Consider the following 17,553-nt stretch of genomic DNA (forward strand, 5'->3'; position numbering starts at 1 on the left):
TATCGGGACCCGCGCGCGGCGCTTCCGGCCCGGTCTTCGGCCCCCTCGCGCGGGACGTCCCTCGGTCACTCTTCGGCGAGCTCCACGCCCACCAGGCGCGTCGTACGCTTCTCGGCGCGCACGTCGCAGGGAACCTTCCCCAGTTCCGACCCGAGGTCGAAGGTGAGCGGGTCGATGTCCCGCGCGCGCAGGTCGACCCCCTGCCGCAGGGCGGCCCCTCGCATGAGTTCGACGGCAACCCGCTCCAGCGCACGGAAGTGCTCGTGGAAGCGTTCCCGCAGCGCGTCAGGGGCGTCGGTCGCCAGTATGGCCACGTTGAGCCGGTGGTAGAGCGGCGCGCTCAGGTCGATGAACGACATGGCGTCCACGACCCCCTCGTCCACCTCGGCCCACTCGCGGAAGAAGCGCTGAATCCGGTCGGCCACTTGTCGGTGCCGCTGCCAGGGCTCTCCCAGGGACTCCATGAACGTCAGGTCGAGACTGGCACCGCTGGTGAACAGCAGACTGTTCACCCCGAAGTACGCCAGCGTGTCCCACACGACCTTCGCCGCCCACACCTGCGCGTTGCCCATCAGGGCGTACTGCTGCTGCCAGGTGGGCAGAGCCCCTCTGAAGGAGCCCAGATAGGCCTGGTCGTAACTCTTCGCCCGCCGGCCGACGTCCTCGCCGTCCAGCTCCCGCACGACCAGGTCGGTGATGTACGAGTTGGCCGAGGCGATGAAGTCGCTGCCCGGCGAGTACAGCGGGTCGAGGAACACGCCGGCCTCCCCGGTCAGACACCAGCGGTCCGCGGAGAAGACCTGTGTGCAACCGTGTGCGAAGTGCCGTAACACGTGGAAGTCCTGCAGGAGGTCGCGCGACCGGGCCACCTCCCGCGCCACCTCCGGCTCGTTCTCGTGCAGCCATGCCAGGGCCCGTTCGAACCTGTTGAGGGTGCGGAAGGGGACGAGGTCTTCGTCCGCCACGATGCCCACGCTCGTGGACCCGGAGGCCAGCGGTATCAGCCACGTCCAGTAGCCCGGCCCCATCAGGTGATTGGTGCTCTGCCAGCGGTTGCCCTCGACACGGTCCGACCAGGACTTCCTGACCGCCGGATCCGTGCACGCCGGGTCGGCACCCGAGAAGTCCTCGAGGTCGATCCTCTTGCCGATGCGGAACCACACGGCGTTGACGTCGTGATCGACGGCCTCCCGCAACCCCAGCTTCTGCTTGAGGAGACCACGTCGGCCCGTGGCGTCGACCAGCCACCGGCCGGAAACGCCGCGGTACGGGGAGTCCCGCAGGACGACCCGGTGCTTCTCCGCACCGAGCTCGACGTCCTCGATGTGTGTGCCCTGGAGCAGGGTGGCTCCCGACGCGCGCACGCGGTCCGCGAGTTCGTTCTCGAAACGGCCTCGGTCGAGCTGGTAGGTCCACGTGGGCAACGTGTGGGAGAACCCGACCTCGAGCCGCGGCACGATGTCTTCGTTGCCCTCGTGCGGGCCGAAGAACCGCAGGCCCTCCTTGCGCAGCTGCGCGGTTTTGAGGTGGTCCCTCAGCCCCAGCACGGTCTCGAAGTAGTGAGCCGAGGCCTCCACCGTCGACTCACCCACCTTGTGCGCGGCTTCGGGGAGGGGGAAGACCGCGCGTTCGACGATCACGACCTCGGTGCGGGGCCGTGCGCGGAGGATCTGGAGCGCACAGGTGAGTCCGGCCAGGCCGCCGCCGAGAACGACGACATCGGCGGTGAGTTCCGTCGTCGCCGCGCTACGGCCAAGGCGTTGTTCCTCAGTCACGTGACCTGGAGCCTTTCGCTCGGGTGAGTCGTCATTCCGGGGTGTGCACGTCTTCGCGGCCACTCACGCCACACGACGAGGTGCGAGAGCCGGCCGCGCCGGGGCGGACGCGTCGTGCCGTACCGCTCGGACCGGCCGGCGGCACCAGCGCGTACGGAAGGTGCTGCCGCTGCGTCTTGGGGGGGGAGAGACCTGTGGGCAGAGGATCGGGGCCGCTACGCGTCGCGGTGCTCGGCTGCTGGTTTGCGGGCAGTCAGCACACCGTTCGCACCGACCGACTGCAGCGAGACCGTCCGCGGATCGACGAAGCCGGCTTCGGCTGCCCAGCCGGCGTATTCGGAGGCCGTGTAGGCGCGGCCCTCCGTTTCGATGAGTTGAGCGAGCCCCATCAGCGCCGCGAGGGGAGGCCCGGTCTGCTCCTCGTTGACGAAGTAGCCGGCGATGACCAACAGGCCGCCCGGCGCGAGCGCGTCGAACGACTTCTTGAGCAGCAGCGCGGCGTCCGCCTCCCGCCAGTCGTGCAGAACGTTGCTGAAGGTGTGCACGTCATGGCCTTCGGGAAGCGAGGCGTCGGCGAAGAAGTCGCCGTCGACGGTGCGGACCCTTCCGGTCATCCCCGCGGCCTCGATGTGTCTCGTGGCGATTCCCGTCACCGACGGCAGGTCGTAGACGGTCGCCTTCATGCCGGGCCAGTGCCGGCACAGGGCCATGGCGAGCGCGCCCGACCCGCCGCCGACATCGAGCAGGCGTCTGGCTCCTCCGAGGTCGACCGCGGTGGACAGAGCCTCCCCGGTGAAGGAGGACAGGGTGTGCATGGACTCCCAGAACGTGTCGGTCACCACGGGGTCCTGGCTCTCGAAAAGGGACCTTACGCGATCGCTGTCCCAGGTGACCGGCTGATTGGCGCGCACGGCCTCGGTCAGCCGGCCCCAGGCCGCGTACAGACGCTGGTCGAGCATGGTGATGAGCCCGCCGAAGTGGTGCGGCTTCCCGGGAACCAGATACGCCTCGGACAGCGGACTGTTGCGGTATCGGTCGCCCGTCTTCTCCAGCAGGCCGAGTGAGGCGCACCCGGTCAGCAGCATACGAGCCGGGCGCTCGTCGATCTCCCAGTGCTCGGCCACCTCCCGGCAGGTCATCCCGGGCGTGCCGGACAGGCGAGCGAACAGCCGCAGTTCGTAGGCGGTCGCCAGGGTTTTGGACGCCCAGTACCCGGTCGAAAGCTCGAAAAGCGGCACGGGCGAAGGGGCGGCTTCTGTCATGGCGGACTGCTCCTCGTCTTGTGACGGGTCGGAACTCGTGGGCCAGCTGCCGGCCGACGGCCGTCGGACCACTGATGCGGACGGCGGCCGGGAACCGAGGGATTCTCAGCGGGTGGCGTGGGCGGGCACGGGGGTGAAATCGATGAGGACCTGCCGCGGGCCGCGAGTGACGAAGCCGACGTCCTGAGGGGCGAACCCGGGAGAGAACCGGAGGTCGGGCAGGGTGTCGAACAGCACCCGAAGAGCGGTGGTGATCTCCATGTGGGCCAGGGAGGAACCGACGCAGAAATGCCGTCCGGAACCGAACGCCAGGTGCTGGGCCGCGCCCGCGAACGCCCGGTCCGCCTCGGAGTCGCGGCGGTACACGTCGAAGGTGTCAGGAGAGCCGAATCGCGAGGGATCGCGGTTGGCGGCGCCGACAAGCAGAAAAACCAGGGCTCCCGCGGGCAGACTCCCACCGGACAGCGTGACTGGCTCGCGCGTCTCGCGTGTGATGACCTGCACGGGAGGGGTGAGCCGCAGGGTCTCGGCGAGGGCTTGGTCCATCAGCCGTTCCTCGGCCGCCACCGCCGCGCCGAGGCGGTTCGCGAGCAGATGGCAGACGGTCAGGTTGAGCGCCTTCTCCGTCGTCTCACCGCCGGCCGCGAGAAGGACGAGACCGAAACTCTTGATCATGTCGTCTGCCATCCGCGCCCCGTCGACCTCGCTTGTGCACAGCAAGGAGATGAGATCGTCGCCGGGGTCGGCGCGGCGTCGTCGGATCTGCTCGTCGAGGAACCCCGCCAGTTCCTCGCCTGCTGCGAGCCCGGCGCGGGCCACCTCCGGATTCTGGTCGAAGTTGCCGCTGTAGTCCACGATGGCCCGGTACCACCTGCGGAAGTCCTCGTTGTCCTCGGACACTCCCAGCAGCCGCATGATGACCTTGACGGGGAGCCGCCGGGAGAAGTGCTCCGCGAAGTCGGCCGAACCGTCGGCGGCGATTGCCCGGACGAGTTGCCGCGCGGACGCCTCGATGGCGGAGGACATCCGCTCGGTCAATCGCTTGCGGTGGAACGCCGGTGAGATGAGCCGGCGGTGACGGGTGTGTTCTTCACCGTCCATTGCCATGAGGCTGTGACGGACGAGGGGCCGCAGTTGGTCGTCCCAACTCCGGCTGGAGAAGACATCCGCGTCCCGGAAGGCGCGCGTCACATCCTCGTACCTACTGATGACCCATGCGTCCAGCCGCGCGTCATAAAAGAGCGGATAGTGCCTGCGGAGGGTTTCGAAAGTCGGATAGGGAGAGCGCCGGAATTCTTCGGACAGTAGATCAGGAGGATCAGGCAGCGCGTGTAACATGGCCCCCGGTTCCCTCAACGGTACGGAGCTTCGATACGTTCTCACACTCTGTTCCGGAATTATCGGCAGAGCGCTTTTCGGGTCTTTTCCACTCCCGTTCTGCGCGGGAGTTTCGGAACGGCGCGGCATGGGCGGCGCCGTGGACACGTGCGCTGGTCACTGCTTTGTATAGGCAGAGCGCACGGAAGAGTATATGCCTGTCGGAAGTAATGGGCGCGGTTCGCGTGTTCGCCACGCGTTACCGCCGCCACCTCAGTAAGTTCTTCTTTTCGACATGTGTGTACTCGCACAGCAGAAGAGGCGGGTCCTCGTCACCCATCGGGTGGGACCCCAGAATGGTGACCCTACTAAAGGCGTGCGAGGTCGGCAACCCTCGATTACCGTAACCTGATCTTCCAGTTGGGATTTCATTTACCGCTCACCAAGCGGCCACGAATGGTCTGCCGTCTTCGGAGCTGGGCAGACCGCATCGGCGGCTCGTCCGGCTCCACGCCCGGTGTCGATAATGAGACAGCAACGGATGAGTTCAGGCCTGCCGCCTCGTTCACTCGGATGATTTCACGAGTGTGTCCAAGGAGTGGCCAATCATTGTCCGGGCTTTGCCGGCCTGCTGCCCCGGCGCCGGTTGGCAGCTCTGTCCACCTGGAGGGAATCTGCCCGGCCGCCACGAGCTCGCGCCACGGTAGGCCCGGGCCCGGTTCCATGAAGTGCCCGATGGGGTTCGCGTCTGTTCCTCGTGTCGGCCCGCCGGCGGGGTCCCGCCACCTAGATGCATATGCCAGTGATATAAAGCGTGTGTGACTGAGCAACCGCTGCTGTGTCCGGGCCTCAGGGCGCGGACCCCGGCGGGCCCGTCATCCGGACGCTTTTCCCCGTGCGTCGCCGCCAGCGGCACACGAGCGCACCTCGGCTACTGCCACGACCAGTGGGGCTCCTCGTCGGGTCCCCGCGCCATGACAGCCGTCCGATCTGTTCCAGGCGTCATCGGATGTCGCAGCCCGCGCACGCCGACCAGCCCCCGCGCCATCCGGCCCGGCGCCGACCGCGTACTCGACCGTCCGCGTCGGCGCGTACGCGGCGTCCCGGGCGCCGAACGACACCGACGGCCGTAAACCAGCCCGGCCACCGCTCCTCCGTCCGGCGCGACCGCGCCCTGTCAGTCGTTCCGGCCCGGGCCTCGGCGGCGCGCTGCCCGGGCCCGCCTGCGGTACCGTCCCGGCGCCTTTCGCCGTCGCGTCTCGGACACGGCGGGCCGGGTCCGGAGCGCCGGCGCGGGCAGGACCACCGGTGCCGGCGCGGGCAGGACCACCAGGCGGTGGCGCGGCCCGCGCCAGCGGATCGCAGGCGCAGGGGAGTAGCGCACCGCGTTGTCCGGCGCCCTCCTCGCCTCGGCCATCGGCTGCCCGTGCACACCCGGCTCCGCGCCGCCGTCCCGAGCGGGACCGACAACCGCCGTCCTGCGGGGACAGCTCTCGCCCAGCCGGACAGTCCTCGCCCTGCGGGACAGCCGCCGCCCTGCGGGACAACCGAACGCCCCCTCAACCAAGAACGCCCCTCAACCAAGAACGCCCCTCAACCAAGAAATCGCCTCAAGCAAGAACGCGCCCTCAGGCAAGGAGGTCCGTACATGAACAGCACGCCCGCCTACGATCCAGGCGCGTTCCGCGCCGTGTTCGAGCAGCAATTCACCTACTGGGCGGGGTTCAGCCGCAACACACACCGCTACGCCCACTCCCCGGCGCTCTCCGACCCGGCCACCGGGCGCTCGTGGACGTACGCACAACTGGGCGAGGAGGTGGAGCGGGTCGCCGCCGGCCTCGCCGCGGCCGGGGTCCGCGCCGGTGACCTGATCGCATACCAGCTCTTCAACGGGCCGGGGTTCGCGCTCCTGTACCTGGCGGCCCAGCGCATCGGCGCGGTCGGCTCGCCGGTGAACTTCCGGCTGGCGCCCGGGGAGACCGCTCATGTGCTGGATACCGGCAGGCCGGCCGTCTTCGTCTACGACACGGCGGTGGCCGAGGGCGCTGGGCAGGCGTTGGCGCTGGCCGGGCACCGCCCCGCCCTGGTGGTCCATGTCGACTCGGGCGAGGAGAAGGACCGGCCGCTGCCGGACTCGGTGCCGTTCGGGCAACTGGCCGCTCGCGGTACCGGGCATCCGCCGCTGCCGGAGCCGTCGGGCGGCATCTACGCGGAGACCACCCGGCTCTACACCTCGGGAACCACCGGGCTCCCCAAGGGCGTACCGCTCAACAACGCCACCGAAGTGCTCTCCGCCCATGACGTGATCATGCACTTCCCGCTGACGCCGCAGGACCGCACGCTCAACATGTCGCCGTGGTTCCACCGTGGAGGGCTCTACTCGGGCGGGCCCAACCCGGTGTTCTACGTGGGCGGCGAAGTGGTGCCGCTCCGCCACTTCGACGCCGACACCGTGCTGGACCTGGTCGAGGAGCGGGGACTGACCTTCCTCATCGGCGCACCGACCAACCTGGAACGTCTCGCCGACGCGCAGGAACGACGCCCTCGCGATCTGTCGACACTGCGCGGCATCGTCACCATGGGCGCGCCGCTGGACCGCGCGGCCTGCCTGCGCCACCAGTCGACGCTCACCCCGCGGATCTTCAACGGCTACGGCACTACCGAGGCGTTCTGGAACACTTTCCTGCGCCCCGCGGATCTGCCGGAACACGCGGGCAGCGCCGGTCGGGCCTGCACGGACGACGACGTCGCCGTGGTGAAGGTGTACGAGGACCGCAGGGCGGCGCCCGACGACCTGGCGGCGAAGGACGGGCAGGAGGTCGGTGAGGTGATCGTGCGGTCCGTGAAGTCCGCGTACGCCTACACCGCCCGGCCGGACGAGGAGGCGGAGAACTTCCGCGACGGGTGGCTCTACATCGGTGACCTCGCCACCTGGGACGAGGAGGAGTACGTGACCCTGATGGGCCGTCGCGACGACATGATCCTCTCCGGCGGGGAGAACGTGCACCCGGTGCAGGTGGAGGAGGTGCTGAGCCGGCACCCGGGTGTCGCCGACTCGGCGGTGGTGGGCGCCCCCGACCCCGAGTGGGGGCAGCTCGTCACCGCGTACGTGGTGCGGCACGATCCGGAGGTGACCGTCGCGGACCTCGACAAGCACTGCCGCGCTGATCCGATGCTCGCCGCCTACAAGAGGCCGCGCGCCTACCGCTTCACCGACGCGCTGCCGCTGACCGCGACGGGCAAGAAGGTGCACTACCAGGTGCGTGCCCAGGCGGCTGAGGACGCGTCCGCCGGTTTGCTCGAGCGGGTGCGGCCGAGCAGCGCGTGAGCCGCTCCCCTTCCGGTCCGGCCGTGTTGCGGGGCGCCGACGGGCGACCCCAGGAGCGGACGTCGGCGGTGGACAGGCCGGCACCACGAGAGGTGAGTCCGAGGCCGGTCCGCGTCCATCCGACGGGAGTCCGGTAAGGGTCCCGGCTCGCGCGCGGGTCAGCCACTGTGGGGGAGGCGCTCGCCCGTACAGCTCTCGTCGGCGCCACGGTCTGTGCCACGGTCGGCGCCACGTTCTGTGCCGTGCTCCGCGCCGTGCTCCGCGCCGTGTGACGAGGCGTGCAGCAGAAGTTGGGCGCCCAGGGGCGTCGGGGAGTGGTGGGCGGTGCGGCCGGTACGGCGGGTCGTGACGAGCCCGGCACGGCGCAGTACGCCCACGTGCTCGCTGGCGGACGCCGGTGAAAGCCCGGCGCGCCGCGCCAGCCGACTGGTGGAGACGCCCTCGGCGACGACTTCCAGGACCGCGGCGCGGCTGTGCCCGAGCAGCGCGGCCAGCGCCCCGTACGGGTCGCCCGTCGCCGCGGTACCGGGGTGGGGGAGGACCTCGTAGTGGAGTGTGGGCTGCGGATCGCCGGGATCGCAGGGGACGTAGCTGGTGAAGGCGGCCGGAGCGAGCAGCAGACCACGGCCTCCGAGGCGGTAGTCGGGGCCGGCCACATCGGGCAGTTCCAGTACCGGAGCACGCCAGCGCATCCGGGGATGCAAAGTGGCCAGCACCCCCTCGACACCGCTCTCCTGCCACTGGCGCACGCGCTCGGTCTGGTCCGCGCGGAGGGCGGTGTGCAGCCCGTGCCAGTAGGGGGCCACGGCCGCGCTGTGCTGGGCTCTCACCCCGTCGGCGAGCCACCGCAGCGCGACCACGTCCCCCTCCAACAGGGCGCGGGCCCAGCGCGGCAGGGGGCGGTGCGCGGCGACGTACCCCCAGTCCGCGCGCAGCTCGCTCCGCGGTGTGGACAGTAACCGCTCGATCTCCTCGTCGAGCGTGGGTAAAGCCACGTGGGGGCGCAGCAGCCGGGGGACGGGCTGCGAGGGCGCGGTGGCCACGAGCCTGTCCAGCGGTGGCGCGCCGGGCGGTGCGGTGGCCTCCGACGCGGCGCGCCGGGCGGCCTGCGTGGTGCGGCGCCACATGTCGAGTGCCGGGCTGCCGCGGCGGCCGTACCGGAGGCGGAACGCGCTGAACGTCGTCGTGGCCAGCGGGCTGGGTGCCTCGGCCACACGGACGCGGGCCAGGTCGCGGACGGTGAAGTGGATACGCATGCCAGACCTGTTCGCTCGTCGTCTTCCGCACAGTTGCCGAGCCCATGTTTCCCCGGAGCGTGTCCTTCCGTCACCGTGCGGTGCGCCGTCGTGGGGGCGGGCGGTGACGTGCGTACGCGGAGCGGCCCGAGTTCCGTCGTCGCTTCGGGCAGGACCGAATCGTCCACCGGTCGGGGACGGGGGCGTGCACGATGGCCGGCAGGCCGGCAGGCCAGCAGCCGGAACGACGCCACGAGGAGCCGGGGCCGGGCGAGAGGGAGGAGCACGCGGATGCGGGCGACCAGGACGAGGGATGCGGCAGCCACGGGAACGCAACCGAGGCGCAGAGCCGGGGCGGCGGGCGGCAGGAGGTCAGGTGTCGTGACCGTGGCCGTTTGCGCGGTCTCGGCCCTGCTGTGCGCCTCGGCCGGCGCCCAGGCGTCTCCCGGGAGGGCTCAGGTCTCCTCGGGGAGCGCACAGGCCGAGGAAGGAAGGAGCGTGCCACAGGCGGAGGAAGGAAGGAGCGTGCCCAGCGGGGCGGACCTCGCTGAGGTGAGGACAGCCGCGGCGAACGGCCCGGCGCCCCGCTCGGGCGGCTGGCACGGTCCCGTCATCTCCCATCCGGGCCAGCCCGAGATCGACTACCCGCGCGGCGAGGTGTGTGCGTTTCCCACGCACGCCGAATTCCCCGTCGTCGACATGGTGCAGAAGACCTGGACGAACGATGCGGGCGATCCCGTCTACGCCGTCATCAGCGGCCCCTTGATCATGGACGTGACGAACACGGACACGGGGAAAACCGTACGTCGTGACCTGTCCGGCACCGGGTCCCTTTCGTACCCGGAGCCCGGCCGCACCGACACCTACGTCCTCAGCGGCGGCGACTGGGGCGTCGGCCTGCACACCAGCGACCGGCCCGCGCACAACAAGTGGCTCATCTCGCGTGGGTTCATGTCCGTCCGGCTCACCAAGAGCGCCGGCGAGACCCACCGTGAGCTGCTGACTCTGGAGGGCCCGTACGAGAACCTGTGCGAGACGCTGAAACCGTAGAGTGCCGGTCGCGGCGGGCGGCACGGGGGCGGGGCGCTCCGGCTCAACGGTCGGAGAGCAGCTCCGCGTCGTGCGCGAGCACGGCGGCCTGTACGCGGTTGGCGCAGCCGGTGCGGGACAGGATCCGACTGATGTGAGCCTTGACCGTTCCGGCGCTCAGGTGGAGCTCGTCGGCGATCTCGGTGTTGGACAAGCCCAGGCCGAGCAGGCGCAGGACGTCCTGTTCCGCGGGGGTCAGTTCCTTGATCCTGCGGAGGGCCTCGTCGGTGTGCCGACCCGACCGCACGTGCCGGTCCAGCAACTGCCGGGTGATCCGGGGCGCCAGCACCGGTTCACCCGTGGCGGCCCGCCGCACCGCACTGATCAGCTCGGCCGGGCCCGTGTCCTTGAGGAGGAAACCGCTTGCCCCGGCCCGCAGAGCCCGCGTCACCTTCGCCTCCTCGCCGAACGCCGTCAGCATCACGACACAGGTGCGGGGGGAGAGACGGGCGATCTCCCCGGCGGCGGCGATGCCGTCGCCGGTCGGCATCTGGATGTCGAGCAGAGCCACATCGACATCATGTGTGCGGCATGCGGCGGCGGCCTCCCGGCCGTCGCCCGCCTCCGCGACCACCTCGAAGTCCTCCGCGTCTTCCAGGATGAGCCGAATCCCCGCGCGCATCAGCGCCTCGTCGTCGGCGATCAGGATGCGGATCATCGGTTCATCCTAGGGCAGCGTCACCTCAGGGCCGAGCCGACCAGCAGTACGACCAGGAAGACGACCGTCGGCAGGACCACGAGCAGTGTCAAGCAGCCCGACCCCAGGATGCGCGGCCAGGTCAGGATCTCGTCCGGCAACGGAGCGTGCGCCCCCTTCGCTGAGGCCGCGCCGCTCCGGGAAGCCGCCCTGTCCGCAAGGGGCCCAGCGCAACTCTCGGCAGCCACGGCGGACTCCGGGGGGCCGCCCCCGTGCGCGGGCAGCCGAGCAGCCACGCGGAAACCGCCGCCGGCCAGGGCGCCTGCCTCGAAGGTGCCACCGAGCAGAGTGATCCGCTCCTGGCAGCCGGCCAGCCCGCTCCGGTTGCCGCCCTGGGAGCGGCGCTCCATCTGCGGTGCGCCGTTGGTCACGAAGACCTCGACACCCTGGCCCGTGGCCCGCACCACCACCTGCGTGGAGGCGCCGGAGGCGTGTTTGAGCACGTTCGTCAGCCCTTCGCGGACGACCCGGTGCACCGCCTGCCGCGTACGGAGACCGATCTCGGCCGTATCGGGGACGGACCAGTCCAGCTCGACGGTGCTGCCGGTCCGTCGGGATTCCTGCACCAGCGCGGTGATGTCCGCACGTGTGCCCTTCTCGTCCTCGGCCGTATCCGTCACGTCCGCCATGTCCCCATGGCGCAGCACACCGAGGATCTCGCGCAGCTCCTCCAGGGCCGTCCCACTGGTCGTGCGCAGCAGTTCGACCCTTTCGGCGAGGGCGGGCGCCTGCCGCGTGACAGCGAGTTCGAGGGCCCCGGCGTGCACCGATATCAGGCTCAGCCGGTGGCCGAGGAGGTCGTGCATCTCTCCCGCGATCCGGTTCCGTTCCTCCATCCGGGCCGCCGCGGCGGTCGACGCACGCGCCTGCTCCAGGTAGGCGTTGCGCTCCCGCAGCAGGCTGACCAGGGGGCGGCGCCGGCCCAGCAGAACCCCGGCCAGAGCGGGCATCAGCAAGAGCAGCGCCGCGGAGACGGCGTTCTGGCCCAGGCTCGGCAGCAGGGTCGCGGGCCGTACCGCGTGTGCGGCGACGGTCAACGCACCGACGACGGCGCAGGCCACCCCGGCGGCCTGCCACACCCGACGCGGCCGTGCGATACGACGGGCGGCGGACAGGACGATCAGCGGCGCCGTCGCCAGAGTCCACACGTTGTTGCCCACGACGAGCAGGGAGACCCCCAGGATCGCGGCGGACGGCCGGCCGCGCCGAGCAAGGACGAGCAACCCGGACCACAACGCCTCCAGCACCGCCCACACCGGCCGTTCGGGAGGCGCCAGCGACAGCGGAACCAGGCCCCACACCGCCGCCAGGACACTGAGCAGCCCCTCGACGACGACCGTACGGCGTGGAGTGGCGCGCACCGCGGCCCAACTCTCGGCCCCCTCCCTGCGCACCCACCGCGGCGCCTCGCTCAGTCTGTGCCTCAGCCCCGCCGAAGGACGCGGTGGCTTGGCTTCTTCGTGCACCTGGCTCGTCATCATCCCTGCTCCGCCACCGTGGCCCTGTCGCAACGCACCGTATCCGCAGCGATGATCGCGCCGCAGCCGCCCCCGGCGGTCACGAGCCCAGCCCCAGACGCGGCTCCGCCCGCAGCGCGGCCACGTCCATCCGGCAGGCAGCCGGCAGCCGGGCGACCCCGCCACCGGACGTCCCGGCCGCGGCCGTGCCCCCTGCCCGGGCTCCGGTCCTCACTTGCCGCACCATCAACCTGCTCCTCGTCGCGTGGTGATCTGGTCAGCAAGACGCTAGGCACTCGACGCGCCGCACCGCTTCGGCCGACCGGCCACACTCCTGGTCCGATCGGCGCACCGGCGATGGCCCGTCGACGAACGGCCGCTGCACGGCAGGCAGGAAGGCCGGCAGTTCTCCTCGGGTGCCGGTCTCCAGCGCGGCCTTGCCCTGCCGCGTCTCTTGTTCGACGCCGGGTCGCAGAGTGCGGCGCGGGACCGCTTCGACGAGCCACTTCGCCGGGCCGTCCTCTCGCAGGCCTGGACGACACACCGTTCGCGTCCCGGCCCGTACGCGCGCCCACGTCGTGAACGGGCACGCGGCCGGGTGCTCGCCCGCCGTGTGGGCCGCGCGGCGCTGTTCGCCGCGGGGTTGGTTCCCCTCGGACGGCATCAGTCGCGCAGTACCTCGTGCGGCAGAGCGTGAGCGGTGCGCCCGGCGGGTGTCCGCACGGTCCGCGCCGCCAGCAGCGCGTCGACCACGGCCTCCTCCACACCGTCGAGAACCGCCGTGAACACCAGGTTCAGATCGGCGGGTGAGAGTGGCACCGGGGCCTCGGTGACCCGGGTGGAGAACGCCAGTCCGTAGTCGCCGCTGCCATGGCTGAACGCGGCGCCGACCCGGCCCAGCGCCAGTACTCCCCGCGCCGCGACCCGTTCCAACTGGCGTCCTGTGCAGGGCACGTCCAGCGCCACGACGACCACGCAGGATCCGCGCGGTGAGGTGTGTCCGGCCCGCTCCAGCCCCAGTTCTTCGGGCCGTACGGTCCGCCCCGCCACCCGCAGGTCCCCGTCCATGTTGGCCAGCACGAGTACCCCCGCGGTCGCCGGTCCGCCGGACAGCGGCACCTTCCGGGACGCCGAGCCGATGCCCGCCTTGAAACCCAACGCGCAGGCCCCGGTACCGCCCCCGACGTTGCCCATCGGCACCGGCCCCTCGTCGGCCCCGTCCAGTGCCGCCCGTACGTGTGCTTCGGTCACCGGCCGCCGCTCCGCCGAAAGCCAGGAGTCGTTGATCTCTCCCACGACCGGATTGAGTGAGGTGACAGGAGCGGTGGCCCGCTCCAGCACCCAGCCGACCAGCGCGTCCGCCGCGCGGAACGCCGACAGCGTGGAGGTGAGCAGTACCGGCGTCTCCAGCTCCGTCAGCTCCATCAGCTGGGTCGCGCCGACGAACTTCCCATAGCCGTTGACCATGTGGAAACCGGCGGGGACCGCGGGCACTTCCTCCAGCGCCTCCGGCACCAGCGCTGTCACCCCCGAGTACACGCCCCGCTCGTCGTCCTCCAGCGTGGTCTGCCCCACGAGCAGACCGGGCACGTCGGTGATCGAGTTGAGCACTCCCGGCGCCATCCGCCCCACCGCCCGCCCGGTCTCCCGCAGCCGCAGCGCCCGTCCGCGTCGCTTCTGGCCCTCCATCTGTCCGCCCTTCGCCCGACCGTGCGGGCCGTCCGCACGGCGGCCCGCACTCTATGCCGCCCGGGCGCTGCGCGGCCCGGGGGCTGTGCCGCCCGGGGGCTGTGCGGCCCGGGGGCTGTCCGGCCCGGGCGCTGTGCCGCCCCTCATGTGAGCGACGCGGCGGCGGCCTCCCAACGGAACCCGTCCGGGTCGGTGAAGGGGCCGGCGGTGCCGCTGAGCACGATGCGGTGGGACCCGGTGCCGTCGGCGGCGACGCCGAGGTCCTTGGCCAGCCCGCGGCGCTTGTACAGCGCCAGCTTGACGGGGCCGGCCTCGTCGGAGGCGAACTCGGCGTACTTGCCTCCGAAGCTCCGCGCCACGGTGAGGCCCCGGCTCACGTAGAACTGTCTGCTGGCCTTCACGTCCTCGACGCCGAGCAGGAGGACCATGTCGTCGATCTCGCGGGTGGCAGGGCCGGTGTCCTTCTTCGCCGAGGTCGCCACCTTCCAGAGCGTCCCGTCAGGGGCCTGGACGACGCCACCGTAGCCCCACAGCGACTTCGCGGCGGGTTTGACCACCGTGGCACCGGCGTCCGCGGCGGCGCCCAAGAACCGTTGGACAGTGGCCGGCTGGGACACCGTGAGAGCCAGCGTGAAACCGCGGAAGCCGGCGGAGGACGTCTCGGACTCCCGCAGGCGCACGTGGGGTTCCACACCGAAAGCGGTGTAGAAGCGCCGGGCGGCCTCGGTGTCGTCCACCTCGAGGGTGACGGATGTGAGGGACACGGGGGATGCGGTGGTTGTCATGGCCCTCACGCTAGGTTCTCCCGGCGACCGGAGGCTTCTCGATTCCTGACCGGTCTCGTCGCCTGCCTCGCCGCCGCTCACCCCGCACGTCGGGGCCGCCGCTCACGCCCGCCGCCATTCGGGGCGGGACCGGCCGGCAGCGCACGTCCGCCGCGTACCGCGAGCGCGCCGTCGCACCCCTGCGGGAGGCCGGTGGCGCGGAGGCCGGCGGCGCGGAGGCCGGGAACCCCGCAGGCGACGCGGTTGTCCGCTGCCGGCCGCCTCCGGCTCACCCTCGGTCCAGCACCTTGAGCGCCTCGATGATGTCGGCGGGCTCGGTGCGGCGTGAATAGTCCGGGTGGACGTCGAGCCAGCGGATGACACCGCGTGCGTCGACCAGGACGACAGTGGGCATGGGGACGTCGTCGGTACCGTCGCCGTTGGCCGCCGAGACCTCCGTGACGACAGCGGTCACGGCCTGCCGGGCCTGCTGGGACCAGGTGTTCATGACTCCCAGCGCACGTCCGATCTGGTTACCGGGGTCGGACAGGACCGTGAAGCTGAGTTCGTTGACCTCCTGGGTGGTCAGGGATCCGTCCGGCCGCTGGGGGCTGACGGCGATCAGCTCCATCCCGCGTGAGGTGAGCTCGGGGAGAAGTTCCCGCTGGTACGTGCGGAGCGCCAGGTTGCAGTACGGACACCAGGCGCCGCGGTAGAGCACCAGTACGGCGGGTCGGCCGCCGCACGCCGCGGCCAGTGTGGTGGGCGCGCCCGCCGGGTCGATGAGCGCGCCGTCGGGCAACGGCGTGCCGGGCTTCGCGGCACCGGCCGGTACGCCTTCGGCGTCGAGTCGTTCCTGTTCGGCGCGGAGAACGGCGTAGGCAGGACGTTGCTCCTCGGGGATCCGCTCGCCCGCACGTGCGTGGAACTCGGACACCTGCTCTGCGTAGGTCCGGCCGGTCATGGCTCGCCCTTTCTGGAGTGGTGATTCCAGTCTGGGGTCGTACGGAGCGAAGTGTCAATCGCGCGCGGTGAGTTCGGTGCCCCGCAGCCGCTCCCCGCTACCGTTGTGCCATGAACGCCCGCGACGATGACTCAGCTGCCCTGAGCCGCCCGCCCGCGCGGCTCACCCGGAAGGGGCAGGCCACCCGTGCCCGTATTGTCGACGCTGCCGCACGGCTGATGACCGAGACGAGCGTGGCCGGTACGCGTACCGACGACGTACGCGCGGCAGCGGGTGTGAGCGCGTCGCAGATCTACCATTACTTCGAGGACAAACCCGCGCTCGTACGGGCTGTCATCGGGCACGCCACCGACCTCGTCCTGGAGGCCCAGCAGCCCGTTCTCGGGCGGCTGGAATCGATGGCAGCCCTGCGCGCATGGCGCGACCACGTCGTGGAGTTGCAGCGCGCGCACGACTGCGAGGGCGGCTGCCCGCTCGGCTCTCTCGCAGGCGAACTGGCCGAAACCGGCGGCTCCGCACGCGCGCAGCTGGCTGCGGGGTTCGCCCGTTGGGAGATGGCCCTGCGCACCGGGCTCACCACCATGCACGAACGCGGGGAGCTGCGTCCCGGCGCCGATCCCAAAGAGCTGGCGCTGGCGCTCCTGTCCGCCCTTCAAGGCGGCATCCTGCTCTCCCAGTTGCGCCGGGACACCGCTCCCATGCGGGCGGCTCTCGATACGGTCCTTGACCGTATCGAGTCGCTCACCACCGACCGGGATGCGCGCGCGGACCAGGCGGCTGCTGAGCGGTGAGGCCCCGTAGCGTCTCGCGGAGCGACGAAGCGCCGCGTTCCCGGCCCGCTGTGCGAACGTACGCGCCGGGCGGCCGGTGGTCTCCTCGGCCGTCGGCGTGAGCCCGGACTTGAGAACAGCGCTCACCGTGAACCCGCGTCCAACCGGAACGGGAGCATGTCCGGCCCGGAGCGAGGCCGTTCATGCGAGGCCGTTCATGCGGGGCCGTTCATGCGGGGCCTTTCCTCTGGGCCCCTTCCTCTGGGCCCCTTCCTCCAGCGCCGGCCGAGTGCTGGTCCGTCCGCGCGGACGTGGAGCCCACCGGGCGGTCCAGCCCGGTGGTGCTCTCGCGAAGACCGCGGGGTCGCGAAGACCGCGGGGCCGCGAAGACCGCGGGGCCGCGAAGTGCGGTATGCCGTCACTCCTCGTCCACGGCGGACAGGGCTTCGGCGATCATGCGGGTGGCGAAGTCCGGGTCGTCGGTGATGCGGTTGATGTGTTCCGCGAGGAGAAAGGTGGTGACTTCCAGGGGGTTCATCTCCTCCGGCGTCCACTCTCCGTATTGCTTGCGCCACAGGTTGGGGCTCAGGCCGGTGCCCGCTGCGATGACGAGGCCGGCCATGGTGGGGATGGCCTCGGGGCGTACGCTCTTGGGCATCATGCGCATCGTGGCCACGAGGTTGGGCACCACGTACTCGATGACGTCCTTGTCGTGGTCCTCGTGGGCCTCCCGCAGCCACCTCATGAACATGTAGATGAGCGTGCACGCGCCATCCAGCAGGTCCCTGGCCCCCTTGCGGCCCAGCGACGCCGTCAACTGTTCGACGAGCGCTTTCTGTTCCGGGTCGTTCGCGTCCTTTCCTTCGTGGATGCTCTTGAGGCGGGAGTCGACCATCATGAGCGCCGCACCCACGTCGCCGGCGGGAGCGAACTGGGGGTCGTAGGACGATGACACAGGATTCCTCCGCGTGCGGGCCGCGGTACGCGACCACGTCATTCCGTTGCTGTGGGGTGCCGCGTTCACTCTAGGGTCTGCGTCCCCCCTCGTCGGCAAACTCCCGAATTTCCCCAGGTGACCGTTTGCCGGCTCATGGAGCACCGGCCGGGGACGGCACCGTGCTTGCTGGTTGTCGGTCTTCTGTCGCAGCGCACTCACCTCCACGGCCTCTGTCTGGCCGGATGTGTCCCGGCCGGAGCACATGCTCG

14 protein-coding genes are annotated in these 17,553 nt (G+C 70.9%); 3 read left to right on the forward strand and 11 right to left on the reverse strand.

Annotation, left to right across the window (positions count from 1 at the left end; translation table 11 throughout):
* Positions 1–65 precede the first annotated feature (65 nt).
* The 3 genes from AB8Z75_RS00595 to AB8Z75_RS00605 form a co-directional block, all read right to left on the reverse strand.
* Complete coding sequence (locus AB8Z75_RS00595) at positions 66–1,775, reverse strand: NAD(P)/FAD-dependent oxidoreductase (protein WP_369199315.1); 1,710 nt, start codon at positions 1,773–1,775, stop codon at positions 66–68.
* Positions 1,776–1,990: 215 nt separating this feature from the next.
* Positions 1,991–3,037, reverse strand: coding sequence for a methyltransferase (locus AB8Z75_RS00600; RefSeq protein WP_369199316.1), 1,047 nt, complete (start codon positions 3,035–3,037; stop codon positions 1,991–1,993).
* Between the two features lie 105 nt (positions 3,038–3,142).
* Complete coding sequence (locus tag AB8Z75_RS00605; RefSeq protein WP_369199317.1) at positions 3,143–4,504, reverse strand: cytochrome P450; 1,362 nt, start codon at positions 4,502–4,504, stop codon at positions 3,143–3,145.
* A gap of 1,498 nt (positions 4,505–6,002) precedes the next feature.
* Here AB8Z75_RS00605 and AB8Z75_RS00610 point away from each other — a divergent pair.
* Positions 6,003–7,682 carry a class I adenylate-forming enzyme family protein gene (locus tag AB8Z75_RS00610; RefSeq protein WP_369199318.1) on the forward strand — a complete coding sequence of 560 codons (1,680 nt, stop codon included), beginning with the start codon at positions 6,003–6,005 and terminating at the stop codon, positions 7,680–7,682.
* Between the two features lie 158 nt (positions 7,683–7,840).
* Here AB8Z75_RS00610 and AB8Z75_RS00615 read toward each other — a convergent pair whose 3' ends face one another.
* On the reverse strand, positions 7,841–8,938 hold the full coding sequence (locus AB8Z75_RS00615; protein WP_369199319.1) for an ArsR/SmtB family transcription factor: 1,098 nt from the start codon (positions 8,936–8,938) through the stop codon (positions 7,841–7,843).
* 504 nt (positions 8,939–9,442) lie between these two features.
* On the opposite strand from AB8Z75_RS00615, the gene AB8Z75_RS00620 reads away from it, so the two are divergent.
* Positions 9,443–9,967: a hypothetical protein gene (locus AB8Z75_RS00620; RefSeq protein ID WP_369199320.1), complete on the forward strand. Its 525-nt coding sequence runs from the start codon at positions 9,443–9,445 to the stop codon at positions 9,965–9,967.
* A 43-nt stretch (positions 9,968–10,010) separates the two neighbouring features.
* On the opposite strand, the gene AB8Z75_RS00625 is transcribed toward AB8Z75_RS00620, so the two are convergent.
* From AB8Z75_RS00625 to AB8Z75_RS00650, 6 genes are all read right to left on the reverse strand, one after another.
* Entirely contained in the window at positions 10,011–10,664 is a 654-nt protein-coding gene (locus AB8Z75_RS00625) for a response regulator (RefSeq protein WP_369199321.1), read from the reverse strand.
* A gap of 20 nt (positions 10,665–10,684) precedes the next feature.
* Positions 10,685–12,184 carry a sensor histidine kinase gene (locus AB8Z75_RS00630; RefSeq protein ID WP_369199322.1) on the reverse strand — a complete coding sequence of 500 codons (1,500 nt, stop codon included), beginning with the start codon at positions 12,182–12,184 and terminating at the stop codon, positions 10,685–10,687.
* Between the two features lie 76 nt (positions 12,185–12,260).
* Complete coding sequence (locus tag AB8Z75_RS00635) at positions 12,261–12,407, reverse strand: hypothetical protein (RefSeq protein ID WP_369199323.1); 147 nt, start codon at positions 12,405–12,407, stop codon at positions 12,261–12,263.
* A 416-nt stretch (positions 12,408–12,823) separates the two neighbouring features.
* Positions 12,824–13,849, reverse strand: coding sequence for a P1 family peptidase (locus AB8Z75_RS00640; protein ID WP_369199324.1), 1,026 nt, complete (start codon positions 13,847–13,849; stop codon positions 12,824–12,826).
* A gap of 143 nt (positions 13,850–13,992) precedes the next feature.
* Positions 13,993–14,634, reverse strand: coding sequence for a glyoxalase (locus tag AB8Z75_RS00645; protein ID WP_369199325.1), 642 nt, complete (start codon positions 14,632–14,634; stop codon positions 13,993–13,995).
* Positions 14,635–14,902: 268 nt separating this feature from the next.
* Positions 14,903–15,577, reverse strand: coding sequence for a peroxiredoxin-like family protein (locus AB8Z75_RS00650; RefSeq protein WP_369199326.1), 675 nt, complete (start codon positions 15,575–15,577; stop codon positions 14,903–14,905).
* A gap of 110 nt (positions 15,578–15,687) precedes the next feature.
* Here AB8Z75_RS00650 and AB8Z75_RS00655 point away from each other — a divergent pair, with 110 nt between their 5' ends.
* On the forward strand, positions 15,688–16,368 hold the full coding sequence (locus AB8Z75_RS00655; protein ID WP_369199327.1) for a TetR/AcrR family transcriptional regulator: 681 nt from the start codon (positions 15,688–15,690) through the stop codon (positions 16,366–16,368).
* A gap of 397 nt (positions 16,369–16,765) precedes the next feature.
* On the opposite strand, the gene AB8Z75_RS00660 is transcribed toward AB8Z75_RS00655, so the two are convergent.
* Positions 16,766–17,302 carry a hypothetical protein gene (locus AB8Z75_RS00660; protein WP_369199328.1) on the reverse strand — a complete coding sequence of 179 codons (537 nt, stop codon included), beginning with the start codon at positions 17,300–17,302 and terminating at the stop codon, positions 16,766–16,768.
* Positions 17,303–17,553: the final 251 nt, after the last annotated feature.

Source organism: Streptomyces sp. PU-14G (assembly GCF_041028275.1).
In the GTDB taxonomy this organism is placed as follows: Bacteria; Actinomycetota; Actinomycetes; order Streptomycetales; family Streptomycetaceae; genus Streptomyces.